Raw genomic sequence first — 26,138 nt, forward strand, 5'->3', positions numbered from 1 at the left:
GGCCCGGCCATACGTGGAGCTATACCCGGTCTATCGGTTTTTGTCGGGTCGTTACTAAATTTTATGCGGCGCGTTATGAGCAACCACAGGCTGGACCCGCTTCCTAAACGAGGCCTAGCTCGGCCGGCCGTGGGGATGCGCGACTCTCTGGTTTAATTGGGTTTCTCGATGCCTAGCGTTTGCGTTTTTTGGTACAAGTAGGTGCGTTGGATCGCCAACTTTTTGGCCGCTTGGCTGAAATTCCATGCGCAGGCCTTGAGCACCGCCGTGATGTAGTGTTTTTCGCTGTCGTTGCGGAAGGCGCGCAGCGGGATAATCTCAAAGGTTTCGCCCTCGGCCGGCAGCGTCGCCGCGCTGGGTTTTGGTTGTTGATGGAACGCCCCCGGCAAGTCGTCCGGTGTGATCGGATCGCAACCCAAAATCACCAGCCGTTCTGCTAAGTTTCTTAATTCCCTCACGTTACCTGGCCATGCGTAGTGGTCGAGTTTGTGGAGGAGGGATGCGTCGACCTGTTTTACCGCCAGTTTGTGGCGACGGCTGTAATGGTTCAAAAACCAGAAAAACAGCAGACGGATGTCGTCGCCCCGTTTCCGCAACGCCGGAATCTCCAACGGCACCGTGTTCAAGCGAAAGTACAAATCCTGGCGAAACGTTTTTTGGGCCACGGCCGCTTCCAAGTCGTGGTGGGTTGCGCAGACCACGCGCACATCGACCCGCCGTTCGCGCGTGTCGCCCAGGCGCCGCACCGTGCCGTCTTCCAAGACCCGCAGCAGCCGCGCTTGCAGGCTCAAATCCATGTCGCCGATTTCGTCCAAAAACAAGGTGCCGTTGTGGGCCGTTTCGAACAAACCCGCCTTGTCGGTGCGCGCGTCGGTGAAGGCGCCGCGCACGTGGCCAAACAATTCATCCTCGATCAGGTTGGCCGGGATCGCCGCGCAGTTGATTTTCACAAAAGGTCCGCCGGCGCGTTTGCTGTGTTGGTGCAGGTAACTCGCCACCAGTTCCTTGCCCGTGCCCGATTCGCCGCGGATCATCACGCGCCCGTCCGTCGGCGCCACCTTGGCGCATTGCTGCACCAAAAAGGTCATGGCTTTTGAATCGCCGATGATCGTCGGCGCCGCCGCCAAATCCGCTTCCAGTGCCGCCAGTTTGGTTTTGAGCTGCTGGTGTTCCAGGCAGTTGCGTACCGAACGGAGCAGGCGCTCGCGGCTAATCGGTTTCTCGATGAAGTCGTACACGCCCAGGCGCAAGGCCTCCACCGTTTCGCTGATCGTCGCCTCGCCCGAAATGACGATCGTGGGCGGTAAGGCGTCGCCCAATTCTTGGATCAGGTCCAAGCCGCTTTTGCCGGGGAGGCGGATGTCGAGCAGCATCAGGTCCGGTTCGTGGTGGGCCAGGTGGTCACCTGCTTCCTCCGCGCTTGCACAACCGACCATCGTTAGATCCGTCTGTTTTTTGAGCATCATCATCAGGTTGGCGCGAATTTTTTGGTGGTCTTCAACAATCAGGACGTGTTTCATAGGGGCTCCGTGGTGTCGCTGGGCGTTGGGAAAACGGGTTTTTCAATGGGGAACATCAGGGTAAATTCGGCGCCGTGTGTGTTGCGGCTGAGGCTGAGGTCGCCGCCGTGGTCCAGCATGATCTTGCGGGCGATGGCCAAACCCAGGCCCATGCCCTCGCCGAAGGCGCGGCTGCTGCGGTAGGGTTCGAACAGGTGGTCGACCATGTCGGGCGCGACGCCCGGCCCGTTATCCGCCACGCGCAGGAAGCATTCGTGCTCGCCGCGCTCCAGTTGGAAGCGGATATCGCCGGTACCGTCCTTGAGCGCCAGGGCGCTGTTGTTGCAAAGGTTGACCACCACTTGACGAACCATTTCGGGATCGGCGTGGACCTTTGCCGCCGGGGGAGGGGTGGCGAGGGCAAGGCTGAGGTTGGGCCAGGCCTCCGCAAAGAGCGTGCAAAAATCGGCTAGGTATTCGGCCAGATCGAGGGGTTCCAGGTGGGGGCGGCGCAATTTGCCGAAAGAAGTGAATCCCTGGGTGAAGCGTTTGAGGCGGTCGAGTTCTTCGAGGATCGAGGCCGTCGTGTGGCTGAGCTCATCCGGCCAGGTTTCTACCGGTTCTTCCCCGAGATGGCGCAACCGTTCCACTTCCATCACCGCCGCCGTCAGCGGGGTGCGGATTTCGTGGGCGTGGCGGCGCGACGCCTCTTGCCAGGATTGCAGGTGCTGCAGGCTGCGCAGTTGGTTTTGTTGTTTGGCCAAAACACGGCCCGTCGCTTCGATTTTATCCGCGACTGCCCGCAAGAGGCCCGTGGTTTTGATCGGCACCGTCACCGCGCTGTGACCCCGCGCCAGTTGTGCCAGCGGTTCGTCCAAGGCTTGCAGGCGGCGTTGGGCGCGCTGGTGCTGGAGCCATTGCCAGGCCAAACTGGTGGTGATGATCAGACCCAGCAAACCCGCCAGGATTCGTTCGTAACTTTTGGCCAAATCCTCGCGGGTATGCTGCAGGACCAGCAGGTTTTGGCGGACCTGTTGGATTTGGTCGAAGCGCTCGCGGTAAAGGCCCTGTTGGTCGGGGTGCCGCTTGGCGAGCATGCGCTGGTCCTCGGCAGCTTGTTCCAAAATCAACCGCACTTCCGGGTGCGTGGCCAGGTTGACCCAAAAACGACTGACCTGGCGTTGAAAGATCGCGAACAGCAGCAGGGCGACACCGATCATCAGGATGCTCGATAGAAACAGGGTACGAAGGTTCACAACGCGCTCCAGAGGGCGTCTTTGCGCGGCGCCCGTGTCCTCTTAGCAAATCCGACACCAACCTCGGCCGGCTGCTTCCCTGCATAGATAGCCTGGTCAATCGGGAAACAGGACCCGTGCCGGTTCGGGTTGGCGTTGTGTTGTCTGTTAAATCATACAACACCTGAACGGCTGTTAGAAAAAATCAGACAATTTGGGTGAGCAGGGTGGCGGGACGAACTTAATTCCCCATGGTTTGGGTTGTAAATTGTTAGTATTAATGTGTTTATCTGAAGATGGCTGGGGTGGCATTCCCCTTGCCTAAAGAGCGATGTCGGGTAAGTGGATCCTTTGAATGGTTGGTCGAATCTCAGGCAAAGGTACCAACCGGACCTTACTCAAATTTTATCCACCAATGATGACCATGCATCAGGAGTTGTTTATGCCGTCAACCAAACCGGTCACTGTTTTATGTTTATGTTTTCTGTCTGCTTTCTGCTTGCTTTTCGCCAACAACCGCCACCGCGAGGTCGTCCTGCAAGAAATCACGATCAACACCGAACGCGGCGTGAACCGCGGCGTGGTGCTCGGTGCCGCCCGCCTCGAGGAAGGGGCGCCCGTAACCGAGGCCGAACTGGCCGCCGCCGTCGCGCGTGTCAACCGCCTGGACTTTGTGCTGGCGGTTGATTACCGCATCGTTCCCCTCGAACAGGACCGCGTGCGCCTCGAAATGGACGTGGTCGCCAAGCGACCCTACGACTTGGAACTCACTAGTAATTGGTTCCGCTCCGACGAATTTTCGGGCAGCCGGCAACAAGATGCGATCAACCTCAACGGGCGTTACTTCGTCGCGCCCGCGCAAATGCTGTCGCTGTCGGTTTCACCGCAATGGCGTTGGGGTGGCGACAATGTCAACGATGGTTCGCTGACCTTGGCCTACGACCACTTTAACCTGTTCCAGCAGGGTGTTCGCCTTCATGTTGCGCTTACCCAGCAAGAATCACAAAACTATGGTTTTCCAGGGGTTAGTCAGGGAGAGCGGGATTATGACCCGACCTATGTGCTTGGGGTTAGCGTGCCCGTGTTTGGTGATCACAGCATTTGGGTGCGTGGCGAGAAAAGCAGCAGCCGCCAGAGCGAACAGATCCGTTACACCGATTACCCGCTGCCCGGCGAAGTTTTCGAACGAAACTTTCGCGGTAACCAAGATTCCGACCGTTTGGAATGGCAGCTCGCCTGGCGGTTCAATGCCTTGGACAGCGACTTCGCCCCACGGCGTGGTTTGTTTTTCGAAGCCGCTTACACCCGCGCGGATCAAGACACCGATTATGAGGAAGAAGAAGTCGGTGCCGGACGATTTTTCCTGTCCCGTAACGAATCGTCGAGCAATGTGTTGCGCATTGAGGCGCGCCGCCACCACGAACTCTCGCGCACCCGTTCCTGGTTTTACGGTGGTTCTTTCGAAAAAAGCGATACCGACACCTTTTTACGGTCCGGTTTGTTGTTGGGCGATCCCAATCGCACCAGCGTGCAACCTTTCGAATACGAGCAGGAACGCTACCGCGTGTTCGCGGGCCACGGCTGGGATTTGTTCAAACGCGGCGATCTAGCCCGATTCGGTAACTTGCGTTTGGATCTGTTGGGTTCGGTGGTTCACGACAATTTCGACCGAGTCGTCCTGCCCGGCGGCATGGTGTCAGATCGGTTCCGCGACAACTACACCGTTTACGAAGTTGAGGCGAACCTGGGTTACCGTATGTCCTGGGGTACTTTTGGGTTGTCCTTGTCCTACGCCGTGGATGAATAAGGGTTCGGAAACCGTCGGACCGATTTCGGTTCGGCGGTTTCTAACCCGTTGGGTCGTCTCGCCGGCCCGTGGTTTGCTTCCGTTCGGTGTGCGTTTCTCCTAAAATACCAGATGGTTTTCGCCCGACTCGGGGGCTTCTGAAAAGGGGCGTTTTTTGCTCGTCTGCTTGATACTTTTGATGTGGTCCGGTATGTCCGTGCCGGAATCCATGGGTCCGAAAGGGCCTTTTGCTGTTTCCCAGGTGGCGACGGCCGATCCCACTTTTGCCATTGAAACCATTGTGATTGAAGGGGAGAAGCAGGTACCCGAGGTCGTGATCCTCACTGAATCGCGCCTGATCGCCGGCCAAACCTACAGCGAGCAGCAATTGCGTCACGCCATCCAGCGCATCAACCGCTTGGCCTACGTGATGGAGTGCCGGTTCCGGCTGAAACGCGGCAGCAAACGCGGTATCTACCAATTGGTGATCACCGTGGAGGAGACCCGCTTCTGGTTTGTCGAAACCACCAGCACCTGGTCGCGGAGCAGTGAGGGTGGCCGGACCGGAAATTTCGACACCGGCGTCGTCGGTGCGCGCTGGTTCGTGGGTCCGGCCGATTTGTTGTATGTGAGCAGCGAATCCTTCGCCAATTGGCGCGCCGGTGAATTTGATCTGGGCGACCAACTGACCTTGGGTTATTCCCATTTCAACCTGCTGGACCAAAACATCTTTTTTGATGTGCAACTGGGTTGGCAAGATGGGGACCGCTCCATGGTGGTTACCCAATTCGGACCGGCCGCATCGGAAAACCGCGATTCTTGGCGGCTGAACCTGGTGGCCGGGGTACCCGTCGGCGAGAACCATTGGTTTAAGTTGGTGGGCCGTTACGCGTTGCGAAGTAACCGGCTGTGGGAGCGCGACCCATTGGGCGAGGAACGATTGAGCGCCGAAACCGATGTGCGTTCGGGAAACCTGACCTTCACCTGGGAATACAACACGACCGACGACAGTTTCGTACCGCGTCAGGGTCGGCTGTGGCGGGTTGGCTTGTTGATGGGCGGCTCGGAATCGAACTTGGAATCGGTGGCACCGGGTCGGGAAATCGGCTTGACCGATCAAGACTTTTACACCGCCGATGTTCGCTATGAACAGCATCACCCGTTTTGGAACCGCCACAACCTGAGTTACCAATTTACGGGTGAGGCGCGCCGCCAGGATTTGCGGGCCACCACCGCCGCGGGGGATCAGCCGGGGCCGGACACCGCGTTCGGTCGCCAACGCGAACTGCAAATGAATGTGTTTGGCGACATCGTTTACGCCGTCGACCTGTGGGGCAACCGCAAAACGCGGCGTTACGGTGATTTTCGATTGGAGTTGCGGCAACGACTGGGTTACCAACACGAAAACAACCTGTTCTCGAGCGAGTCGGGTGGGGTCCGCCTACGCGAAAGCGACCATGTCTCCCTAACCGTGATCGAGTTGAAATACCGCAACGCCTGGGCCGTGGCGCGCCTGCGTTTCGAATACGTGTGGCGGCCCTAATGTGGCTGTTGGTGTGGTTCGCCCTAACCTGGGCGCAAAACCCGGCCGCGGATGCGCAACCGCGTTTGGATCCGAGCCGCAACGAATTGCGGCTGTCCCTCAGCGGCGCCTTTTTGGATGAGGAAGAGGTGCGCGGTTACCTGGAGTCGGGGTTAACCACCAGCCTGCTGGTGCGCATCCAATTCCGCGACAAGGAGGGGCGGCTCAAAAAAGGCGCGGCGCGGGTTGACCTGCGTTACGAGCCGTGGGACGCGGTTTATTTCGCCGACGTCTGGGACCTCAACGGTAAGCGCACCCAAGAGAAGCTCACCGACCGCGACGCGCTGCACCTGTGGTGGCGTTCGCTGCAACTCGCCGTTTTCCGCGACCCCGCGGGCGTGGCCTGCCGCCAGACGCGGGTTTCCCTGGAAGTGCTGCCGTTTTCGGCCAAGGAACAAAATCACGCGCGCCAATGGATCAGCGAGGTCGGCTCGGGTAAGATCGCGGAGCGCGCGGGCGGCAGCGGCGACATCGAGCTGGTCAACGTCCTCGTCGCCACCTCCATGAAACGCAAACCCCTCATGCGCTTCGCGTGGCGAATCCCTTGTGAGGATGGTTTGTAAAAAGCTTGGAATATTTAAGTTACTTCAATTTTTGGTGCCGGGTCCGGCGAGGGTTTTCCGAAAAGAAAACCCTGCAAGAGCGGAATGCCCTGCGCTTCCAAATACTGCTGTTCCGCTCGTGTTTCGACCCCTTCCGCCAGCACCGTGATGCCGTTATCCCCCGCAATTTGGTGCAGGGCACCCATCACCGACTGCTTCGCCGGGGTGTGGTCGATGCCCGCGATGATTTCCCGATCAATTTTCATGAAGTCCGGTCGCAGCGCGAGCAATTGAAGGAGAGACGAGTAGCCGGAACCCACATCATCAAGGGCGATTTTGAAGCCCTGTTCGCGATAGTGGTTCAACACGCGGCACAAATGGCCCACATTTTTGACCTGTTCGGTTTCCACGACCTCAAAGACAATTTTTTGTGGGTCCAGACCCAGCTCTTCGACCCAGCGCACCGTGGAACGCAAACAATGGTTCGGGTTGTAAATGGCCGTGGGCAGGAAATTGATAAAAATGTGTTTGCCGGCGATTTTCTCCTTGGCCGTGCGAAGCGCGGCCTCGCGGGCGCTTCGATCCAACTCAAATAACAAACCGGAGGTGCGCGCTTGTTCAAACAAACGGGCGGGGGGGATTAGGGCGCCGTCTTCCAACAAACCCCGGCACAGGCATTCATAGCCAAAAATCTGATGGGTTTTTGCTTCAATGATCGGATGGAAATGGATGCACAGCCTTTTCTGTTGCAACACCTCGAGCAGTTCCCGGCTGCTCAAGACCCGCTTCCACCACAAGAGGGAACGTGCTTTTTTGAGGGCACGCGGTGAGAAGGGCGCATCCTGTTCGAGATGAACCAGCAACACCTCTTCCAAGGCATGGTCCGCGATGGCGGTTGGGCTGTCCGCAACCAAAAAATCGAGCACACTGAGAAAGGTTTGGGACTGAATTTCCAAATAGTCCTGCTCGAATTGCCAAGGCTCCTTCCAGTCGCGAAAGCGGTCGCACAATTCGCCGACCAGAACCTCATTGTCACTGGAAAGAAACACTTTACTCGGTTGGTTCAATGAATCGCTAAACCGGCACTGATCACAAAACATAAAACCTCTTTGGCGTCAAAATCCCGACCACGGCGTGTTCGAGGGCGCGCCGGCTCAGGTAGCCGTGGAACACCCTTCCCTGAGTCGGAAGCGCCCGCCTGATTTACCGGTGCGCCTCAACCTGATGAACACGCCTTCGGGGAAACGGACCAGGGTGTGAAACCTCAGTAGTGGGTTTCTCTTCGCTGCCGAAAAATCGCAAGAATTTGGAAGGAATAACTCATTATGCTTATCGGAAGGTTTTTTCGCAAATAAAGTTTTCCAATCGATGCCGGTAGAAATGCCGCACAAGAACCACACGGATCATCCGCGCGACGGGGTTAATGGGGCATAAGGATGTATTGGGCCTTCTGTTCCGCGAGCGCCCGCAACGTATGGGTATCCTCGGGGAAGTGTTTTTGGAGGGATACAACAACCGCTTGAAAAGCCGCTGATTGGAGCCACAACCCGGCAAGTGTTGCGGTTAGGGGCTCATGGGGTTCGATGCTGCGAAGATGGCCGCGAAGCTTGCGCAAGACGTAGCTCAAATCGGTGCAGGTTTTTAATTCGGCATATTCCTTATCAATCAAACGTTTGAGGTTGAGCCGGTGCGGCAACGCGCCTTTTATTTCTCGCGAAATGATCTTGCCGTCTTCATTCTCAAACCGCAGGATGGCTTTGTTGCAGTTGAGGGCGCGTTGTAGTTTGGCAATGGTTGCTGTACCCAGCTCGCTGAGGCCTTCCAACATCATGGTTTGGGGATTCATGCGCAAATGTTGTTGGATGGGATGGTCTTCATAAGGGTTGAGGATTTCTTTGCCTTCTTTATTAACATGGGAACCTTTGGCTGTGTTGCAAGCGCGGCAACAGAGCAGCATGTTGGTGAGTTCCAGGGCCAACGCGGGGTGTTTCCATTTTGGGAGGAAATGTTCGATTTCCTCGGGGCCGCCGCCCAAGTCCATGTAGCGTTCGCAGTATGCACATTTGCCGTGGCACGAGGCGATCAAGACCTTCATGAGTTCTTCGCGATGCCCGGCACGAACCCATTTAGCGCTGCTGTTTTTGTTCTTTTCTTTTTTCTCTAAGTACTGGGTAAAGGCGGCTTCTTCCGCTTCCCGGTGTTCCGTCCACCAGGTTTGGTAGTGTTGCAAGGCCTCCGGTGTGTGCCGCAGGTTGATCATGCGTCGTCCTCGCGGAACTCGGTACTCATGATATCGAGGTACTGTCGGTAGCCACTATCCGAGGGGATAACCTCGTGAATTTCGCGGTACCAATGTTGTACCTGTTCTTTGTTTTTTTGTTCCACGGCTTGATCAAAGTTGATGAGCATGTTGAAGAGTCGGTGTGAAACCGAAGGGATGTGACTTTCCAAGGCCAAGGCATGGTTAATAATGGCCTCGATTTCGTGGCCGAAGGGACGACCCTCGCCTTCCATTCGGCTGACGGTGACCTGGGAACCATCGGCTTTCAGAAGGAACACATTTTCGTTTTGCCAAGATTGCACGACAAAAGGACTGTGGGTCGTGACCAGAAATTGAACGTTTTTAAATTCTTGTTCAAGCACGGGCAGCAAGGTTCGTTGCCACGTAGGGTGGAGGTGCAGGTCAATTTCGTCGATGAAAACGACGGCGTGAATGTCGTGCAGATGGGCGATGCCTTTTTGGGCGGCGCGAACCAGCAAATCAAACAACCACACAAAGGTGCCGCGAAAGCCGTCCGACATGCCCTCTAAAGGTGTGATGCCTTCTAAATCGGTCGCTGTCTGAAAGTAAAAGCCGCGTGCATCGTATGATTTGATTCGGATACTAAATCGGTAGAGACGGGGATCGGTAAATAGTTTTTGAAGTGGGAGACAAACTCTTCTTCTTGTAAGAAGTCGAGGTGGACGATATAAAAAAGCCGATCAGATGCTTTGTTGTTTTTTACGAGATATTCGTGGTAACGGTCTTCCATGGTTAAAACAAACTGGCACGTGTTTGTTGTTCTGATAAGCGTATTGAGGTAGGCAAAAAAGTCGCCGGACTCTATTTGATCCGAAAAAATGTAAACTTTATCGTGGTGTTCATAGAGCCATGCAAGATATTCGTCCAAAGTGAGAAGGAGGTCATCGAGTATTTTCCCGAAATTTCTTGTTATGGCTTTTGATTTTTCACCAAAATTGCCAGGCTGTGCCGGCTTACCCATTAATGAGGAGAAGCAAGGGCTGTTAATTATGGTGGCAATGAGGTCTTCCAGCCTTTCTGTTCTTGCCTCACATTCGTGCCAGATACATGCAACACGCTCTTGAGAACTGCCTTTCTCATGGGTTCTAATGGTTTGGAAATTTTCATCCCCTGAAAGCGTTTTCATCAGATGCCAGGCGAAGGAGGTTTTGCCAATACCCACTTCACCAGTAATGATCATATGGCCCTGACCATAGCGAAGGGTGTCTAAAGCATCATTTAATGTTTCTCGTCGGCCAATAAATGGGTCTGGGTTTTCTCCCTTTAACGCACGATAGGGGGTAAAGAGTGAAGGAAGATCAACCGGCATGGTGGCTCCTGGAAAAAATTTCAAATCCGCCAGGCAGAAGAATGAAAAGCCGCGCTACGCGTAATGTCGGGCGTTGGGTTGGGTGCTTTGGATTGACTGGGGCCAAGGGCTTAACCAATTTATTTCTTGGAACATCATGCTATCGGCAGGGCGACAGCGCCGTCAAGGACTTAATGACTTCCACCGGGTCGGCGGCTGAACCATGCGTCTCTTGCCCCTGGACCAACCCAAAACCCGGTTCGAGAGATCCTCCAGCTTGGATTTCCTTCAGGGTAAAAAATATAATGTTTGAATTTGAGTCAAAAAGACGTTAAATTGACCTGGTTTCCGTCTGCCGCTTTTCTTTCGTCGGCTTCGTCGATCTCGCAAACGGCTGATCGCTCATCGAAACACGAGCCCGCATTTCGGCTTTGCTGCAGGATTCCTTGTGCGACATGCGGGCGAGTGAACCATATATTTAAGGTAACCATGATGGAATTCAAAGGATTTAGCTCAATTGAAAATTCTTACCGCGCCGCCTACCTCGAAACGCTGCGCAATCAATCTTTGACCGACGGCCTCTTTGTTGTGCAGGAAAAGGTTCACGGCGCCAATTTCTCGTTCCACCTGAGCGAAGGGGTGATGCGCACCGCCAAACGTACCAGCTTTATCGACGACCCCAAGGACTTTTACCCGTGTGACGCCCTGGTCGAGGCCCTCGCGCCCAGGATCCGCGACCTGGCCGGCCAGGTTCAGGGAAAGGAAGTGGCCGTCTTCGGTGAACTCTGTGGCGGCTTTTACAACCACGCCGACGTGACCCCCGTTAAAAATTTGTCGCCCGTCCAGCGTGGCGTTTGCTACGCCCCGGACCTCCAGTTTTATGCTTTTGATGTTCGTGTCGACGGTGCCTACCTCCCCGTTTCCGAGGCGAATCGCCTGTTCGAGGCGGTGGGTTTGTTCTACGCGCGCACCTTGTTTTCCGGCAGCTTGGAAGCATGCCTGGCTTACCCCAACGACTTCCAAAGCCTTGTGCCGCAATGGCTCGGGTTACCGCCGATTGAAACCAACATGTGCGAGGGCACCATCATTCGGCCGGAAGAACCGCGCCACCAACCCAGCGGCTCGCGGGTCATCCTCAAAAACAAAAACGACTGCTGGAAGGAGCGCAACAAGAAAACGCCGGTCGTAGAAAGCCTGGTCGCGATTTCGCCGCAAGCCGAACACCTCATCGGCGAATTGCAAGCCTTGGTCAACGAAAACCGATTGGCCAATGTTTTGTCAAAGATGGGTCCGGTCACGGCCAAGGATTTTGGTCGCATCATCGGCGCCCTGAGCCGTGATGTGATGGAGGAATTCAACAAAGACCATGAACAGGCGTTTGCCGACTTGGTCAAACACGAGCAAAAGCAGGCCAAAAAACGGCTCAGCACCGCCCTGACATCCCTGGTCAAAAGCCGGATTGAGGACGCCGCCGCGGGTTTGTGGCCCTAACCACGCTGCTGAACCAAAGCGGTACCTGAAACACTGAAAAGCGAGGGCCTGTCCCTCGCTTTTTATGCGCCCTTATCGGATCGGCGCCTGACCTCGGTAAACCGGGTGCCCATGCTTGGGCACCAGATGGTCAACAGGTTCGGAATCTTTGCCGAGCGCCCCGTCGATAGGAAAGGCAACGGGAAAAACGTAATGCGTTGGGCCACGCCGTTCACGATTGGTGAAGGAAGATTAGGGTTCACCTCGGCGTCGAAATGAATGCTTTGTGGCAGAAGTGTGATTGGGTGAACGCCGACCGATTGTGTGAATCGGCGCCTTGCCAGGTTGGTTCCTACCCCTTGTTGGCGCGCCTTGGTCACGGCGGTATGAGTTTGGTTTATCGCGCCAAGCATCGCGACACCTACCTGCTTTTTAGGAAAACCAAGGCTGGAACCAAAGAGTCGCGCGGACAAAAGCGTCGCAGGAGGCGCTGTTGGCGGAACATCCCCAACCTCGGCCTCAAGCCATGTCGCCCCCGAAAAAGTAAGCACGGCGAAGGGCCTGGGTCAGCCAACCCTGCGCCGGGTTTTGGGCATGTAGAACGGGGGCTAGGCTGTTTTGTGCCAACGCCTGGCTGAGATCGCTTCCCGACACGAGTGCCTCCAAGAAGCCGTGTTCCCATGGGTGATGCTCGAAAAAGCGTACCTGGAACGCGCACCGCGTGACCGCGATGTGGGTGCTCTCGGGTTGGGGGGCGGCTGGGTGTTTGCCCCGTTTGACCGCTTTGAGGTAGACGTGGACCGGGTAGCGGAAGCGCATCAAGCGTAGGCACGGCGCGGGTTTGAATGGCAGGGCGCCCTGCAGCATCGCGACCTGTTGCGCTTCCGTCGGCGGCGGTTGGTCTTCGATGCCGGGTCCGTCGTAGATTTGCGAAACCGCCAGTTCCAGCGCGGCCAAGTCTTCAAGAAAGTCCGGCCAGCCCTCGCGTTGGTCCGGGGGCAGCTGGGCGTCGGGTCGAAAGTGTTGGAGGTAGGTGACGAAACGGGTGCCCAGGTGATCCAGCGAATAGGAATGGGAGGGGAAGTGGGTTAGGTACTCGGTGGCAAACCCTTCGAAAACGGCGGCGCCGAGGGCGTGACACACGCCGGGAAAGAGTTCGCCCATGCACGCGAGCAGGCGACCCCAATAGGAATGTTGGTATACGGCCAAGCGTTGCCGCGCGCTCAGGGTTGCCGAGGGGGTGACCTTTTCTTCGGCGTCTTGACGGAGGGCGTTTTCGTCGCCCGCGGGGTTGAACAAAGCTTGTTGTAGCCAGGATTGTGTTTGGGCAAGTGATGTGGGTTCAGTGGCTTGTCTCATGGAAGGCGAACTCCGGTTGGGTGGTGAGCGGGCCGAAGGTTGCCACGTCGGCCGTCGCCTTTTTCGCCGCGGCGCGCGGCATGGTGAAGGGTTTGAGCGGGGCATTTTCCAGGGTTTGGGCGTATTGCACCTCGGCGTGTACCACCGACAGGTGCGGAATATCGGCGTCCCATTCCAGCAGCGTGGCCACGCCCCCCGTGCGGGCGCGAATGCGCTGGTACAGCGCCCAGACTTCGTCGATGACGGGTCCGTTGTGGGTATCGATTATGTGGGTGCCCATGTTGCTGTGGCCTGCCAGATGGAATTGGACGATGCGTTCGGTCGGGAGGCGCGCCAAATAGGTGCAGGGATCGAAGCCGTGGTTGTAGGCCGAGACGAAGACGTTGTTCACGTCGAGCAGCAGGCCGCAATCGGCTTCTTCCGCGAGGATCGATAGGAAATCCCACTCGGTGAAGCTGTCCTCGGCGAAACCCATGTAGCTGCTGGGGTTTTCCAAAACCAGGGGCCGTTCCAGTTCGTCCTGAACCTGACCTATTCGCGCGATGACGTGGCGGAGGGATTCCTCGGTTAAGGGTAAAGGCAGCAAATCGTGGCTGTTGTGCCCGGCGACCCCGGTCCAACAGAGATGATCGGAGATCCAAACCGCGTCGATCTCGCGGGCCAGCGTTTTGAGGCGGCGAAGGTAGTCCCGGTTAAGTGGATCGGTGCTGCCGATGGAAAGCGAGACGCCGTGCATGACGATGGGGTACCGTTCGGCAACCGCGTTGAGGACATGGCGCGGACGGCCGCGTGAGTCCATGTAATTTTCAGAGATGATTTCGAAGAAGTCGATGGGCGGGGTGTCGCGCAGCAGGGTGTCGTAAAAACGGCCGCGCAAGCCGACACCGAAACCCAGATTCGGCAGACCCAGCCGGGGTTGAGGAGGCATCAAGGGTTCCTTTGCGGGGATGGGCCCGGTGCATGCTGCACCGAACCCCTTCGGTTGGTTAGCTTTTCGAGGTTGGATCGACTGCAGTCCGGCGATCATTGCCGTTGTAGCGGTCGGTGCTGAGCGGGGGGACGCTTGAGGTCCCAAAGATCGACCGTGCCTGATCCCACACCGAGGTTCCCTTGAGTCCGGTCAGCCGCGCTTGCGACGTCACCGGCTGAATGGCGCTTACGTCGGACGCGCTATTGAACTTCTGTCGCGTGGAAATTGGTGTTTGGCAACCGCCTTGGTTGCTGCATCCGTTTAAGCCGGGAATCCATTGCTCCGAGCCGGGGAGGTTGGCACCGTTAACGGCAGAGAGGAAGCCACAGCCGCCTTGGTGTTTGCAGGCGTTGGTGCCCTGACAGGTGTGGAAATCCGCGGTGGCACAAGCGCCGTTGCCTTTTTCCGTGGCGATCCCGCCCCAGCCGAGCCCGGTACATTGATTGAGCCCTTGGCAGGCATTTTTTTTGTCGGGATGGTTGGCGCGTACCTGTTGGGTGGCCGCGTCCCAGTGGTACAAACTCAGCGGATCGGCGGCGTCCAGCGCTGTCTGCAGGGTGCCCGCGTTCTGCCCGGGTAAGTAGGCGAAAGACGGCATGGTGTTTTGCTGCCAAATTTGCGGTAACAGGTACTTAAACGAGACCATCGCATCGCCGAATCCGGCCGACAGCGCGCCTTGGCTAAATCCGACTTGCATCTGATCAATGACATAAGACCAAGCCACGTTCACCGCGTGCTGCAGTGTCGCCACGCTTGGCGTGCTGTCAGATTGGCATGGCGGATTGCCACCACCTTGGCTGTAGAAAACAGGCCCGCCGACGACCCCCTGCCAGTTTTGACTGTCCAAGGTTTGCTTGATTTCGGTAAACCGCCAGTAGTGGGTGGTGTCGCCATAGGCTTGGAAACGTCCGTTTTGGGGACGGTACTCTTGGGGCACGTATTCGTGGGCGGTGGGGTTAAACCTAAGAGGCGCGATAAGAGCTAGAGATTTTGGCTAAAGATCTGGAGCGAAATGGTTTGGAAAAAGCGGAGCCGCACCCGTTGGTCCTGAGCATTTTTACAGGCCGTTGCAGCCCAGAGGTTTAGCCAAAATCACCGCGAGTTATCGCGCTTCTTAGGTTAAAGGGTCCCAAGTTGGTGTCGCCCAAATTGGTCCCTTCACCTTGCTCGGCGATGGCGTTGGCGACGTGGAACAAGTCCAGCCGCGTGCTGATGGTGTTGTACCGGTAGCGTGATGGGAAGCCACCGTAAGCGACCTGGTTGTTGTTGGGAATGAAGTGGGGGTCTTGGGTGGTAGGCTGATCCTGGTAGGCCCGCGCGTACTGGTGTAACAGGTGAAGGGTCGCGTGGTAGAGGTCGGAAATGGCGGGGTAGGAAACTTGCGCGTTGGGTGGGGGAAAGGTGGTTGCCTCGGCGTCGGGTTTCTCCACCGCAATCAACACGCCAATCACCGCCGGCAGGTTGCCCAAGCGACCAACCAGTGGGTGCTCACCCGGGTCCAAGTGGGGTACCCTGATCGGGGTTTCGGCCGGCATGTTGAGCACCGCTTGTTGGAAATTCGGGGTGACCCCGAAAGCGTTGGCCATGTTGCAGGCGCCTTGCAGGTGGTACATCTCCTGAACCGCGACGGAAAGCGCTTTTTGTTGCAAATCGTACAGGGGATATTGGTTCGCGTGTTGGTAGCCAAGCGCTTGCTCGGTGAACGAGTAAACAGCGGTGAGGTACAGCGGAATGGTGAACAATTCCACCTCGACCAAGGCTTGCAGGTGCTTGCGCAATAAATCGGCGTCTTGTTGGGTAAAACTCTGAGACATAAATCGCTCCCTTCAGAAAATGGTAAAACCTGTGACTCAAACGAAATACAGACAGCCTCGGTCGCAAAGCCAACCGCAATCCGACCACCCAACCCAAATGAATGCATGGAGATTTCCCGGTTAGGGCGTTTAACGTGGGTAGATGTGCAGCTTTGTTTTCGCGACGAAGTGTGTTTTGTGAATTTTTGAAGGGGTAGTTTTTATAATCTGTTCGGTATTTTCGTAGGTGTCAAGTTCTGTGTTTGCCGTTACGGCTGTTTCCGAAAATTCACGATCCACGAGGAGCCGTGTCGTATCTCCAAGCGTGGTTGATGCTTCCGAGCCGATAGGATGGTTTAGGAAAAGCAAGCCTTGTGGTAAAAATGGGCACCCCGCGCAGGTGTTATTTCCATCTGCCAAGAAGAAACAAACTTTCCAGGAACATCGAGGTGCCTTTGTCCGGCAACGCGCTACCACCCAACCCAAGCTTTCTTCCTGAAGTCGACGCGTCCGCCCTGTTTGCCGACGCGGTGTTGGAAGCCTTTGACCGCGGTGTCGCCGCCCACCTCACCCACAACCGCCGCGCGAGTTTGGCCAATCTGCTTGCGGCACCGCGTGCGCTTTATTACCTCAACATCCTGTATCGCTTGCGTTTGTTTCGCAACGATCACGAGTTGGAACCGCTGTACGAGGATCTTTTTGAGGCCGTGGAAGTCGCCCAAACCCATTGCGGCGGGGCGGCCTACAGCCGCGATCAATTTCGCGAGGACATGACCGCCTTGCGCGATTGGACGCTGGTTGACGAACGCATTGAGAAGCAGCGCATTCGCGGCTATCGCGACAATCGCAAAACCAAGTACCGCTATTCTCTCGACGACGAAACGCTCCAGTTCCTCGTGTGGCTGGAAGATCGCCTGCAGGACGATTTGGAAGGACGCGGCGCCGATACCCGCAATCAATTGGAAGACGCCGGCGGCGCGTTGCGCGAGTTGTTGCGGCTGCTGCGCAAGTTCCAAGGTGCCGCGGCCGACGAGGAAAACGCGCGCCGCATTTTGTACCAGCTCTCGCGCCTCGATGCGATCTGCACCGACATCAACAGCGGCTTGGCCGAACTCAACGCGCGATTGATCGCATTTGCCACGCTCAGCTACAACCTTGAAGAGGTCAAAGGGATTCTTTCCGAGTTGGAAACCTACGTGGATCGCTTCCTCCAACAGGTTCGTCGTCTGCGCCACGACATTTTGACCCAACTCGAACAGCTTGAACCCCTCGACAAACGCCTCGCGCGCGCCTACGACCTCATGGAAAGCCAACGTCGCAAAACACCCCACCTCATGCGTCACCACAACCTGCACCCGGACCAGGCCCGCAAGCGGCTGACGCGCTTTTTCCGCGAGGGTGGTTCGCTTGATCAAAGTTGTGTTCGCCTGGGTCAGTCCTCCCTGGCCGCGTTGCGCAAAATGTACACCCACCTGCGCGAAATGGAGCGCAAAAGCCATCGCCTGGAAGACCTGGCCGACCGCTTGACCGAACTCAGCCGGTTTGACCCCGATCAGGTACCCACCGAATTTTTTGTGGCTTTGATTTCTTCCGCCCACGGCCGTTTCAACATGAGCCCTTACGAGGGCGGCGAGAAAATGAACCCGCCCGCGGTACCCGTGCTGCAAAAAGTGCGCAAGCAGCCTCCCAAACGCTACATGCGCGCCGCCAAAACCAATGACGAGCCCGTGGTGACCATGGAGGAAGCGCGCTTACAGGCGCTGCGTGTTTGGCTGGAAGCCAAGGTACTCGCGGCAAACGGCAGCGGCCGGGTTGGCTCCGGGTCCTTCGATGAATTCGATGATTTTCCGCGTATCGTCGCCCTCGCCAAGGCCGGTTTTTTGGGGAACGGTCGCAAGTTGGCAAGCCTTGATCTGACGGCAACCGCCTTGCCCGAGGAAACGCGCGTTGCGATTGCGGCGCAATCGCTGGTTTTTAACGATATGGAGATCAAACCCACATGACCGAATCCCTGGACCACCTGATGCAGCGTCACCGAGACAAGGTGCAGCAGGCCTTGAACCTATTGGTCGAGTCGCCTTACTTTTACAAAAGCGACAACGAATTGCTTTTTTATTTCGTCAACCGCCACAAACGCGCTTTTGAAAAATTTTTTGCGGATTACTACGATTGGAAATTTTTTATGGACGGCAAGTGTGCCCGCGTCTATAAAGCGCGTTGGTACAACCGCGAGATCACCCCGAAGAACCGCGACATTTTTAACTTCACCAAGCGTGACGAGGCCATGGCCTTTATGATGTTGCTTGAGTTTTTTGAGAAACAAATCGACGAACAGGCCGTGTCGGTAGAAGAAAACGAAAACCTGATGTTCCGCTACGGCGACTTGTTCGAATACGTTCACCGCCGTTTTGCAAGTCTGTTCGACAACGACGAACGCTACAGCGGCGAGTACCTGCGCGCCAAGGCCTTGGGGCCGATTATGCCCAAGCTGGAACGCTACCGCTTCATCAAAAAAGTACCGGTTCCACCCGAGGACGTCATGGGTGAGGACGAATACCTTTACGAGGCCCTGCCCGCTTTGTACCACTTTAATACCGAAACCCTGAGCCGAAGCCTGAGCGCCGCCAAACCCAACCCAAACCGAGAGACCGATGAACACGAATGATGCCTTGTTTTTCCACATTCACCGCATTCGCCTGATCCAGTTTCACAATATTGAAAACGCAACCATCAGCTTGCAACGCCACCTGTTCCTGCTCGGTGACAACGGCTCGGGTAAAACCACCATTCTCGACGCCGTTCACTATGTGCTCAGCGGCGGTTTGATGGAATACAACAGCGCGGCCCACGTCGCCGGCGCCAAACGTTCCGGCCGCACCACCCAAGGTATTGTCATGCGTTACAACGCCGAAACCGGACCGCTGGAAAAAAGCGGGCGCGTGACCTACGCCGCCCTGGAGATGCGCAATCCGCGCGGCCAGGTGATGACCGTTGCCATTGGCATGACCACTTCTTCGATGGAGGAACGCATCACCCAGTGGGGTTTGGTGGAGAGCAAACCCCTGGAAGAAGTGCCGCTTATTCTGGAAGAGGCAGGCGGGCGACGGCCCGCCACCCAGATGGAACTCAAAAAGCTGCTCGGTCCCAAAAAAGTCATGCAAATCGGCGCCTTCCGCAAGGAACTGGCCAATCGCTTGTTCGGGGGTGAGGACACCTATCGCGATGTGGTTCACCTGCTGCGCATGGGCAAGTCCTATCGCGAAATGGTCTCTCGTTCGGCCGATTACCACGAGCTGTTCGTCAAGCTGTTGCCCGAACCGCGCTCCCATATTTTCGAGGCCTTGATTACCGGCTTACGCGATCTAGAAGGGGCCCACGCCCTGCTGGACGATTTGAAACGCAAGACCTTGTATTTGGAAGAATTAAAAGGGTTGCGGGACGAGATCGGCACCCGTCGCGAGGAAATCAAACGCTACGCCTGGCTGGCCTGCCATTACCATCTCAACCGTTTGGCGGAAGGGTTGGCCGCGGCCGCGCGCGACCTGGAACACAACGCGGCGATTCGCCTGCAACTGGAAACCGAATTGCGCGAGCACAGCCGCGAGCGGGGGCGGCTCGAAACCCGGCTGGACGACCTCAAGGCCAAGGACAAAAGCGGGTTGGTCGCCAAAGAAAAAGAACTGGCCCGGCGTGTGGCCGCGCTGTCCGACAAAACCCATGACAAGCAACACGCCCTTGCCGTCTTTGAAAAGGAACACCAGGTTCAGCTTGAAGCTTTGGCCAAGCTGCATGCCGGTCTGGTGAAAACCGCCGTCCAGGCACGCCGCGATTTGGCTGCCGGCGATTTACCGCTTCAATTGGCCGAGGCCCTGGGGGTTTTGGACCAACTCGCCCGTTGTTCACCCGATGACGACTTGGCGACCCCGAGTTTTGCGGCGCTGATTCGAGAATCGGCCGATTTGCGCGATCAAACCCGCGCGCAACAGGTGCTTCAAGCCGAGCGGATTGCGCGGTTGAAACAAGAGATCGCCGCGGCGCGGGACCATCTGGCACATCTGGAAGCCCTGGTTGAATTTGACCTGCCCGCGGTGGCCGAGGCCAAGAAGTGTTTGGCCGATCACATGATTACCGCGCGACCGCTTTATGAATTGCTCAACTGGAAAGCCATGGTGCGCAAAAAAGCCGCCGGTGAAATTGAAGCCTTCATCGGCCCCGCCGTCTTGGGGACGCTGGTGGTTGATGACACGGACTTTGACAGCGCGCGTAAGGTGCTGGTTGCCTCGGGTTTGTCCGTCGCCCTCAGCAGTGCCGCCTTGGGTGAGGAACCCGTGCCCCGTTGGATTTTGGATTATTTTGATCCTGCCGACCCCGTTCCGCTCACCATCTTAGCCGGCGAAATGACCGCCGCGCGCGAACCCATCATTGAGCGCATCGGCGAGCGCGCCGTTGTCGCCTTCCGCGCCCACCAACGTCCGCTCGACGCCCCGCACCAACCGCTGATCGGGCTTGAGGCGCGCCGTGCCGCACATCTCGCCAAAATTCGCACATGCAAGCAACAGATCCGCGAACGAGAAGCCGAACGCAAATCCCTCGAAAAGGTGCTCGCGCGGGACAGCGCGCTTTTGTCCCGGCTTGAACGGTTTCGTGCGTTGTTGTTGGATGCGCGCGACCGTTTGCGCGAACAAACCGCTTCACGCGACCTGAGCCGTCTGCAGGTAAACCACCAGCACCGGTTGGTCGACCAAGCGCGGCGCGATCTGCGCGAACTGACAACGGAATTGAACGGCGAACAAACGCGCCTTGAGGAGATGCGCCGCCATATTCAGGACGCCGGGTTGGCCGATCTCGAGACCAAGATCAACAACCTCAACAAAAAGATCCAACGCCTTGAAAAGACCGTTGAAGCGCACCAAAAACAGATCGGCGCCGCCGAGGGCCGTACTCAAGGACTTGAGGGCCGCGTCCAAACCCTGAAGCAACAGGAACGGGAACAGCAGGAACGTTTGGCGATCCACGCCGCTGAAATCCAAGCCCTTCATCCCGACTTGGACGACATTGCCTATTACGTGTTGCGCACCTGGCGGGGCAACCAGTTTTCCAAATTGGAAAACATCGAATCGGCCTCGCGCAAGTCGGCCGAGGAGGCCTCGGTCGCCAAGGGCCGCTTGGCGGAACGCTTGAAGGACCCGACCATGGCCTCGTTTTTCGCGTTTTACTACAACGAAAACGACAACAAGCTCAGCGACCGCCGCGGCCGAAGTTTAAAAGAAACCCTTGTTGCGCAACAGCAAACCATCGTCAACCAAGAACAGGTGATCAACGAAAAAACCAACACCTTGTTTAAGGAAATCATCCACAACGAATTGGTGCGCGTGCTGCGTGAGCAGGTATACCAACTGGACGACATGATGCGCCACATCAACCGGCTGTTGGGGCAACGTGTGTTTGGCCGCAACCGTTATCGCTTCAAAAACAAGATCGTTGATCGCTGTCGTGAGTTGGTGGAAACCCTCCACGAATTGGCCGTTTTTGAAGAGGATGCCCAGAAACGCTTGCAGGACTTTCTCGAGGACCACCAGCAGGAAATCGTGAACACCGAACCCGGTGAGATTCCCGATCTTTTGGATTACCGCAACTGGTATCGCTTTGAAATGACCGTCACCAACGTGCAGAACGAGAATGGGGAGGGCGTAACCATGGATCGCGCCGTCAAGGCCGTGGGTTCCGGCGGCGAACAAGCCGTACCCAACTACCTGCTGGTGCTGACCATCGCCTATTTTCTTTACCGGAGCGGTCAGGGCAAGCGGGTGCGTTTGACCCCACTCATTTTCGACGAAGCCTTTTACGGTATTGACGCCGGTCGGCGCGATCAGCTTTTGGCGTTTGCCGACGATTTGGGGCTCCAGTTGATGGTGGCCTCACCGGATCAGGACGGCGTCAAAAAAGAGATCGCGTTTTCCAAAACCTTGCTGGTGATGAAGGACCGGGACCACGACGTCCACCTGATGGAATTTGCTTGGGAAAACCCCCTCGCCAATCCCCAGATGAGCCTGCTGGACGACAACGAACCCGACCCGATTGTGTTCCGTTCCAGTCAATCGCCTGATTGAGCTTAACCTGAAGTAGAGGAGATGGTTGTGGTCACACCCAACCCAAACCAAGACGCAGCCGCGCGATTGCAACGGTTGCTGGAACGCCACCCGTGCCTGCGCCTATATTTTGAAAAAATGCTGACCCGATACCATCAAAAAGGCGAATGGCGCGGCACACAGAAGTTGGCCGATCATGACCAGGATGTGTTCGCGCTGATGGACGTGTTCGGTTCAAAAGCACTGCGCCGCAACGGAAAAGGGCAACTCATCCTGAGCTATACCAAGTTGTTTGAGGGCCAACCCGCCGATTTTTGGGTGCCGCTCATCCACCAGTTACTCAAACGGCCCGTCACCACCGCTTCAGGCGCGGCGGTTGCCCGCCGCGACGCGATGCAGCAATGCCTGGGGTCCTTCCGCATTCAATACCCCAAGTCGGCGCCCATCCACGCTTGGCTGGCGGCGAACCGCGGCCTGTATGCAAAACGACTCGCGACGGAGGGCCAAGCCGCGCTGATCGATGAATGGCAAACGGCGCTGGCGATTCACGACTTCCTGCTGGAGGCTGATGAACCCATCGCCCTGGCCGATCTCTCGACGCGGTTTACCGGACATAGCAAAAGGTTGCGCGAGGGCGCGATCCTGGAAACCGTCGCGATTTGGCTGGCGCTGAGCTTGGGTGAGCCGCCGCCGCAAACGGCTGACGCGCGCCGGCGGCTCCTTGAGGAACAGGGCCTGCTGTTTCACCTCACCTCGATTCGCGTTACCTTGGCCGGCCCACTGGTTTATCAGCTTGATGGGTTTCGCCACGATTGGATCGCCAGGCATGCCGCTTCAGGCCTTTCCGCGACCTTGCCCTTGGATGTGGTGGAAGCCGTCGCGCGTTTTGAAATCGTCGAACCCGGTGTTCGCGTCATCACTTGCGAAAACGAAACCCCTTTTTACCAGCTGACCCAAACCCATCGCGATCTGTGTATCTATACCGAGGGTTTCCCCAACCGGGCCGTCAAGCTGCTGCTCGAAAAACTCAGCCCGAGGCCGGAGCGGGTTCATCACTGGGGCGACAGTGATTTAGCGGGTCTGCGCATCGCCGCCCAACTCGCGCGAACCACGCCCGTGGCGCTGTGGCGCTGCGACCTTGCCACGCTAAAACGGTTGACAAACCACGCCAGACCGATGACCGATCAAGAGAAAAAACGGGCGCTTCGATTTTTGGAACGTACCCCGGATTTTGAATTTCCAGAAGAGTTGCGATTTTCACTTGATCATGGGTGGCTGGAACAAGAGGCCTGGCTTTTTAACGGTTAAACCTAAGAAGCGGGATAACTCGCGGTGGTTTTGGCTAAACGTCTGGGCTCCAACAGCTAGTAAAAATGCTCACTGCACCCAGTGGGTGCACGTCGTGCGCGACCCCGGCCCGCTTTTCCCAAGCCGTTTCGCTCCAGATCTTTAGCCAAACCCCCTCGCTCTTATCGCGCCGCTTAGGTTAAAACCTGCTTTATTAAGCGTTCTTAGGGATACGGTTAGGCGCGCGGATGGACGCAAGGGGTGCGATAGGTCGGCGTTTTTTCTTGGGCTTAGGTTTCTTTACGTGGTAATCTGCGTTTTCATATTTTTATGCTGCCGGCCCTTTTTTTGCTTAATCACGCCGGAGTTGGTTAATTGCTAAGGGACATACCTAAAAGGTGCGATACAAGTGGAATGGTTTTTTGCAAAAACTTTGAAAAAAATAGTTTGTAGGGACCGGGGGCATGTACGATCGTCCGCTTTGGGTGTGTTGAGCATTTTTACAGGCCGATGCAGCCCAGAGGTTTCGCTAAAATCACCGCGCGTTATCGCGTTGCTTCGGACAAAGGGTTGCCCTTGAACAAGTTCAATTCTCGAACTGAAACGCTTTTAAAAATACACAGATTGTTTGTCTATCAAAGCGTTTCTTTTGCATAAGGAGGTGTTATGGAAATGGTTATGGTTCTTATTGTATTAATTCTTCTTATTGCGGTTTTTGTCTATTGGGTTCAGTTTATGTTTCATGTTTGGGAGAATGATGGTCTCATTCCCACTTTGCTTGTTCTCTTCTTTCCCGTTGTGGGACTGTACTTCTTTTACCGCGACTGGGATGAGCTTAAAGTGAACTTTGTTTTTGTGTGGGTGGTTCCCTTCTGCCTTTTTTTTGGCATGAGCGACGGTACCACGGCCTTCCACAAGTTGATTTAGGCTGTTTCCCACAAAATAAAGGGGGAGAAGGGTCACTCAATTTAGAACAGATGCGTCGGTTGAACCTAAACGGCGTGGTAGCCACTTGAACCTAAGCAACGCGATAACTCGCGGTGATTTTCGCTAAACCTCTGGACTACAACGTCCTGTGAGAATGCTCACCGCACCCATTGGGTGCGGTCGTGCGCGACCCCGGCCCGCCTTTTCCAAGCCATTTCGCTCCAGATTATTGGCCAAAACCCCTCATGCTTATCGCGACACTTTGGTTAAAGGGTGTCGTTTCCTGTCAACGTCATTGTCGCAAGAAGTTGACGTTTTAAAGCTTGAAAAAGCCTTGTGACCATGGTGTTCTACCTAAGAAGCGCGATAACTCGCGGTGATTTTAGCGAAACCTCTGGGCTGCTTCGGCCTGTAAAAATGCGCAGGGCCGGCGGGTGCGGTCGTGCGCGACCCCGGTCTGCTTTTTGCAAGCCACTTCGCTTCAGATTGTTACCAAAAATCCCACGCTCTTATCGCGCCTCTTCGGTTTTATGTCGCCTCTTTCTCTGGCGCATGGGCTGGATTTAGGGTTGCCTCTTGTCTGACCTGCCAGAGATACGGAACGTTGGTTGCGCTTTTCTTCCCAAAAGGCCGAGTTGTTTATCCTTGGCCTGGGCACAGGTTTAACGCCAAAACCCGAGGGAGGAGCCCAGTGCGCCGGCTGCGAACGCTGAGATCTGCGCCGGGAGTACCCTGAAGTGGGCATTCCTACCGTGACCAGGAAAACAGCTGAGTTTTTCGAGAGGCGGAACATTTTTTAATGAAATTTAAAAGTTTGATTATATCTAGGGTAGAAAAGAGGATGTAAGTGTTCTTTACGAAAAATAAACCTCGGTCAATTTCATTGCTTCAGTTGTTTTTTGCTCTCCTTCTTTCGGTTTGCTTTCCAGGATTCGGTCATTTGTATCTTGGTAGATCGCGTGTCGGCGGAGCCTTGCTTGCGGTGCCCATTTTCTTTTTAGGATCGAAGTGGTTGGGAAACGTTCCTATTTTTGTGATTTTGTTCATACTCACAGCTGGAGCATGGTTGTTGAGTATAGTTACTATTATTCCCTATTCAAGAAAAGGCTGGAAAACGAATGGAGGAGGATTGAAATGGTGGTGTTTTCCGCCCCTTCTTTTGATTCTATACTCAGCTTACTTTTTTTCGTTGCCTTTTGGAAATGTTCGAGCTTTTGAAGTAGCTGACCAAAATATGGAACCTTCTATATTGTTGGGTGATAGAATTCTGGTAGATACGACGGCCTACCAGGATGCGCCAATTAAGCGCGGCGATATTGTGGCATTTCGTTTTCCCCTTCAACCAAACCAAATCTGGCTAAAGCGGGTAATTGGCCTTCCTGGAGAAGAAGTACGTTCAGACGGATCCCTCATGCAAATTAATGGTGAGCCTGTCACGAACGAACCCATAATCGGTCTCCAACCGCTTATGTCTATATATGGTGGCATAAAGGGGGATGAGTTGCTGTACCGACGGCTTTTAAAATGCCATTGGGAAGAGGTAGATTCCAGAAAATACGCGATAGTTTATGATGGAAATCCGGTACGAAAAAAGGCCTTTTTTTACAAAAGTAAAGAGAATGAATTTTTTCTATTAGGCGACCGTCGTGACAAGTCAATTGATAGCCGCGACTTTGGGCCTGTAACAAAAGAATCCATCATAGGTAAGGTCCACTCAATTTGGCGATCAGAAAACACCCATCGAATTGGCGTATATAAAGAAATTGGGTCCAAAGAATAACCCAACCCTTCATCATGAACCTCACTTAGGTACGATGACAGCCAAAGGAGATTTACAATGCGTCTAATACCTAAGAAGCGCGATAACTCGCGGTGGTTTTGACTAAACCTCTTATGTGTAGCGGGGCACCTCGCATCTCGGAAACCAAAAATAGCGTGATGTGATGTCCCAGCCGCTCGATTTTGAAGCTAATGTGTTTAATGCTCAGAAGCTTAGCGGAAACCCCCGG

20 protein-coding genes are annotated in these 26,138 nt (G+C 55.8%); 10 read left to right on the plus strand and 10 right to left on the minus strand.

Annotated features, from left to right (window positions below):
• Window positions 1–152: 152 nt before the first annotated feature.
• Both J3U88_RS30870 and J3U88_RS35145 read right to left on the minus strand, forming a co-directional pair.
• Window positions 153–1,520 carry a sigma-54-dependent transcriptional regulator gene (locus tag J3U88_RS30870; RefSeq protein WP_207862878.1) on the minus strand — a complete coding sequence of 456 codons (1,368 nt, stop codon included), beginning with the start codon at window positions 1,518–1,520 and terminating at the stop codon, window positions 153–155.
• Window positions 1,517–2,755, minus strand: a complete 1,239-nt coding sequence (locus tag J3U88_RS35145) for an ATP-binding protein (protein ID WP_207862879.1) — start codon at window positions 2,753–2,755, stop codon at window positions 1,517–1,519. Before J3U88_RS35145 ends, J3U88_RS30870 begins: the two co-directional genes overlap by 4 nt.
• A 421-nt stretch (window positions 2,756–3,176) precedes the next feature.
• Here J3U88_RS35145 and J3U88_RS30880 point away from each other — a divergent pair, with 421 nt between their 5' ends.
• The 3 genes from J3U88_RS30880 to J3U88_RS30890 all read left to right on the plus strand — a co-directional run bounded on the left by J3U88_RS30880 (window position 3,177) and on the right by J3U88_RS30890 (window position 6,665).
• Entirely contained in the window at window positions 3,177–4,541 is a 1,365-nt protein-coding gene (locus tag J3U88_RS30880) for a BamA/TamA family outer membrane protein (RefSeq protein WP_207862880.1), read from the plus strand.
• A gap of 190 nt (window positions 4,542–4,731) precedes the next feature.
• A complete protein-coding gene (locus tag J3U88_RS30885) occupies window positions 4,732–6,063 on the plus strand; it encodes a POTRA domain-containing protein (protein ID WP_207862881.1) in 1,332 nt (443 codons plus the stop codon).
• Window positions 6,063–6,665: a hypothetical protein gene (locus J3U88_RS30890; RefSeq protein ID WP_207862882.1), complete on the plus strand. Its 603-nt coding sequence runs from the start codon at window positions 6,063–6,065 to the stop codon at window positions 6,663–6,665. The genes J3U88_RS30885 and J3U88_RS30890 overlap by 1 nt, the downstream gene beginning before the upstream one ends.
• Window positions 6,666–6,679: 14 nt before the next feature.
• Here the strand turns inward: J3U88_RS30890 and J3U88_RS30895 are convergent, their stop codons facing one another.
• The 4 genes from J3U88_RS30895 to J3U88_RS30910 form a co-directional block, all read right to left on the minus strand.
• Entirely contained in the window at window positions 6,680–7,744 is a 1,065-nt protein-coding gene (locus J3U88_RS30895; RefSeq protein WP_207862883.1) for an EAL domain-containing protein, read from the minus strand.
• A 320-nt stretch (window positions 7,745–8,064) separates the two neighbouring features.
• Window positions 8,065–8,904 carry an HNH endonuclease family protein gene (locus J3U88_RS30900; RefSeq protein WP_207862884.1) on the minus strand — a complete coding sequence of 280 codons (840 nt, stop codon included), beginning with the start codon at window positions 8,902–8,904 and terminating at the stop codon, window positions 8,065–8,067.
• Window positions 8,901–9,446, minus strand: a complete 546-nt coding sequence (locus J3U88_RS30905) for an AAA family ATPase (protein ID WP_481124210.1) — start codon at window positions 9,444–9,446, stop codon at window positions 8,901–8,903. The genes J3U88_RS30900 and J3U88_RS30905 overlap by 4 nt, the downstream gene beginning before the upstream one ends.
• Before the next feature lie 23 nt (window positions 9,447–9,469).
• On the minus strand, window positions 9,470–10,255 hold the full coding sequence (locus J3U88_RS30910; protein WP_207862885.1) for an ATP-binding protein: 786 nt from the start codon (window positions 10,253–10,255) through the stop codon (window positions 9,470–9,472).
• 468 nt (window positions 10,256–10,723) lie between these two features.
• Between J3U88_RS30910 and J3U88_RS30915 the strand changes: the two genes are divergently transcribed.
• Window positions 10,724–11,725 carry an RNA ligase family protein gene (locus J3U88_RS30915; RefSeq protein WP_207862886.1) on the plus strand — a complete coding sequence of 334 codons (1,002 nt, stop codon included), beginning with the start codon at window positions 10,724–10,726 and terminating at the stop codon, window positions 11,723–11,725.
• Between the two features lie 498 nt (window positions 11,726–12,223).
• On the opposite strand, the gene J3U88_RS30920 is transcribed toward J3U88_RS30915, so the two are convergent.
• The 4 genes from J3U88_RS30920 to J3U88_RS30935 all read right to left on the minus strand — a co-directional run bounded on the left by J3U88_RS30920 (window position 12,224) and on the right by J3U88_RS30935 (window position 15,847).
• The gene (locus J3U88_RS30920) at window positions 12,224–13,063 is read right to left on the minus strand and encodes an HvfC/BufC N-terminal domain-containing protein (protein ID WP_207862887.1); all 840 of its coding nucleotides are present in this window, start codon (window positions 13,061–13,063) and stop codon (window positions 12,224–12,226) included.
• Window positions 13,047–13,991, minus strand: coding sequence for an MNIO family bufferin maturase (gene bufB, locus J3U88_RS30925; protein ID WP_207862888.1), 945 nt, complete (start codon window positions 13,989–13,991; stop codon window positions 13,047–13,049). The genes J3U88_RS30920 and bufB overlap by 17 nt, the downstream gene beginning before the upstream one ends.
• Before the next feature lie 58 nt (window positions 13,992–14,049).
• Window positions 14,050–14,970, minus strand: coding sequence for a hypothetical protein (locus J3U88_RS30930; protein ID WP_207862889.1), 921 nt, complete (start codon window positions 14,968–14,970; stop codon window positions 14,050–14,052).
• Between the two features lie 145 nt (window positions 14,971–15,115).
• The gene (locus J3U88_RS30935) at window positions 15,116–15,847 is read right to left on the minus strand and encodes a ferritin-like domain-containing protein (RefSeq protein WP_207862890.1); all 732 of its coding nucleotides are present in this window, start codon (window positions 15,845–15,847) and stop codon (window positions 15,116–15,118) included.
• A gap of 434 nt (window positions 15,848–16,281) precedes the next feature.
• On the opposite strand from J3U88_RS30935, the gene J3U88_RS30940 reads away from it, so the two are divergent.
• From J3U88_RS30940 to lepB, 6 genes are all read left to right on the plus strand, one after another.
• A complete protein-coding gene (locus J3U88_RS30940) occupies window positions 16,282–17,829 on the plus strand; it encodes a hypothetical protein (protein ID WP_207862891.1) in 1,548 nt (515 codons plus the stop codon).
• The gene (locus J3U88_RS30945) at window positions 17,826–18,491 is read left to right on the plus strand and encodes a DUF2398 family protein (RefSeq protein ID WP_207862892.1); all 666 of its coding nucleotides are present in this window, start codon (window positions 17,826–17,828) and stop codon (window positions 18,489–18,491) included. Before J3U88_RS30940 ends, J3U88_RS30945 begins: the two co-directional genes overlap by 4 nt.
• Window positions 18,478–21,936 (plus strand): SbcC/MukB-like Walker B domain-containing protein, encoded by a 3,459-nt coding sequence (locus J3U88_RS30950; protein WP_207862893.1) that lies wholly within the window; start codon window positions 18,478–18,480, stop codon window positions 21,934–21,936. Before J3U88_RS30945 ends, J3U88_RS30950 begins: the two co-directional genes overlap by 14 nt.
• A 27-nt stretch (window positions 21,937–21,963) precedes the next feature.
• Complete coding sequence (locus J3U88_RS30955) at window positions 21,964–23,223, plus strand: Wadjet anti-phage system protein JetD domain-containing protein (RefSeq protein WP_207862894.1); 1,260 nt, start codon at window positions 21,964–21,966, stop codon at window positions 23,221–23,223.
• Window positions 23,224–23,868: 645 nt separating this feature from the next.
• Window positions 23,869–24,129, plus strand: a complete 261-nt coding sequence (locus tag J3U88_RS30960) for a hypothetical protein (RefSeq protein WP_207862895.1) — start codon at window positions 23,869–23,871, stop codon at window positions 24,127–24,129.
• An 847-nt stretch (window positions 24,130–24,976) separates the two neighbouring features.
• The gene (gene lepB, locus J3U88_RS35150; protein WP_207862896.1) at window positions 24,977–25,909 is read left to right on the plus strand and encodes a signal peptidase I; all 933 of its coding nucleotides are present in this window, start codon (window positions 24,977–24,979) and stop codon (window positions 25,907–25,909) included.
• Window positions 25,910–26,138: the final 229 nt, after the last annotated feature.

This window comes from Acanthopleuribacter pedis, from assembly GCF_017377855.1.
GTDB lineage: Bacteria > Acidobacteriota > Holophagae > Acanthopleuribacterales > Acanthopleuribacteraceae > Acanthopleuribacter > Acanthopleuribacter pedis.

Bases quoted from the DNA above. Each gene is read 5' to 3' on its own strand.
- J3U88_RS30885 (WP_207862881.1), top strand. From the start codon at position 4,732: ATGTCCGTGCCGGAATCCATGGGTCCGAAAGGGCCTTTTGCTGTTTCC.
- J3U88_RS30910 (WP_207862885.1), bottom strand. From the start codon at position 10,255: ATGCCGGTTGATCTTCCTTCACTCTTTACCCCCTATCGTGCGTTAAAG.
- J3U88_RS30945 (WP_207862892.1), top strand. From the start codon at position 17,826: ATGACCGAATCCCTGGACCACCTGATGCAGCGTCACCGAGACAAGGTG.
- J3U88_RS30905 (WP_481124210.1), bottom strand. From the start codon at position 9,446: ATGTCGGACGGCTTTCGCGGCACCTTTGTGTGGTTGTTTGATTTGCTG.
- J3U88_RS30935 (WP_207862890.1), bottom strand. From the start codon at position 15,847: ATGTCTCAGAGTTTTACCCAACAAGACGCCGATTTATTGCGCAAGCAC.
- J3U88_RS30880 (WP_207862880.1), top strand. From the start codon at position 3,177: ATGCCGTCAACCAAACCGGTCACTGTTTTATGTTTATGTTTTCTGTCT.
- J3U88_RS30920 (WP_207862887.1), bottom strand. From the start codon at position 13,063: ATGAGACAAGCCACTGAACCCACATCACTTGCCCAAACACAATCCTGG.
- J3U88_RS30915 (WP_207862886.1), top strand. From the start codon at position 10,724: ATGATGGAATTCAAAGGATTTAGCTCAATTGAAAATTCTTACCGCGCC.
- J3U88_RS30890 (WP_207862882.1), top strand. From the start codon at position 6,063: ATGTGGCTGTTGGTGTGGTTCGCCCTAACCTGGGCGCAAAACCCGGCC.
- J3U88_RS30960 (WP_207862895.1), top strand. From the start codon at position 23,869: ATGGAAATGGTTATGGTTCTTATTGTATTAATTCTTCTTATTGCGGTT.
- J3U88_RS30895 (WP_207862883.1), bottom strand. From the start codon at position 7,744: ATGTTTTGTGATCAGTGCCGGTTTAGCGATTCATTGAACCAACCGAGT.
- bufB (WP_207862888.1), bottom strand. From the start codon at position 13,991: ATGCCTCCTCAACCCCGGCTGGGTCTGCCGAATCTGGGTTTCGGTGTC.
- J3U88_RS30870 (WP_207862878.1), bottom strand. From the start codon at position 1,520: ATGAAACACGTCCTGATTGTTGAAGACCACCAAAAAATTCGCGCCAAC.
- J3U88_RS30950 (WP_207862893.1), top strand. From the start codon at position 18,478: ATGAACACGAATGATGCCTTGTTTTTCCACATTCACCGCATTCGCCTG.
- J3U88_RS30900 (WP_207862884.1), bottom strand. From the start codon at position 8,904: ATGATCAACCTGCGGCACACACCGGAGGCCTTGCAACACTACCAAACC.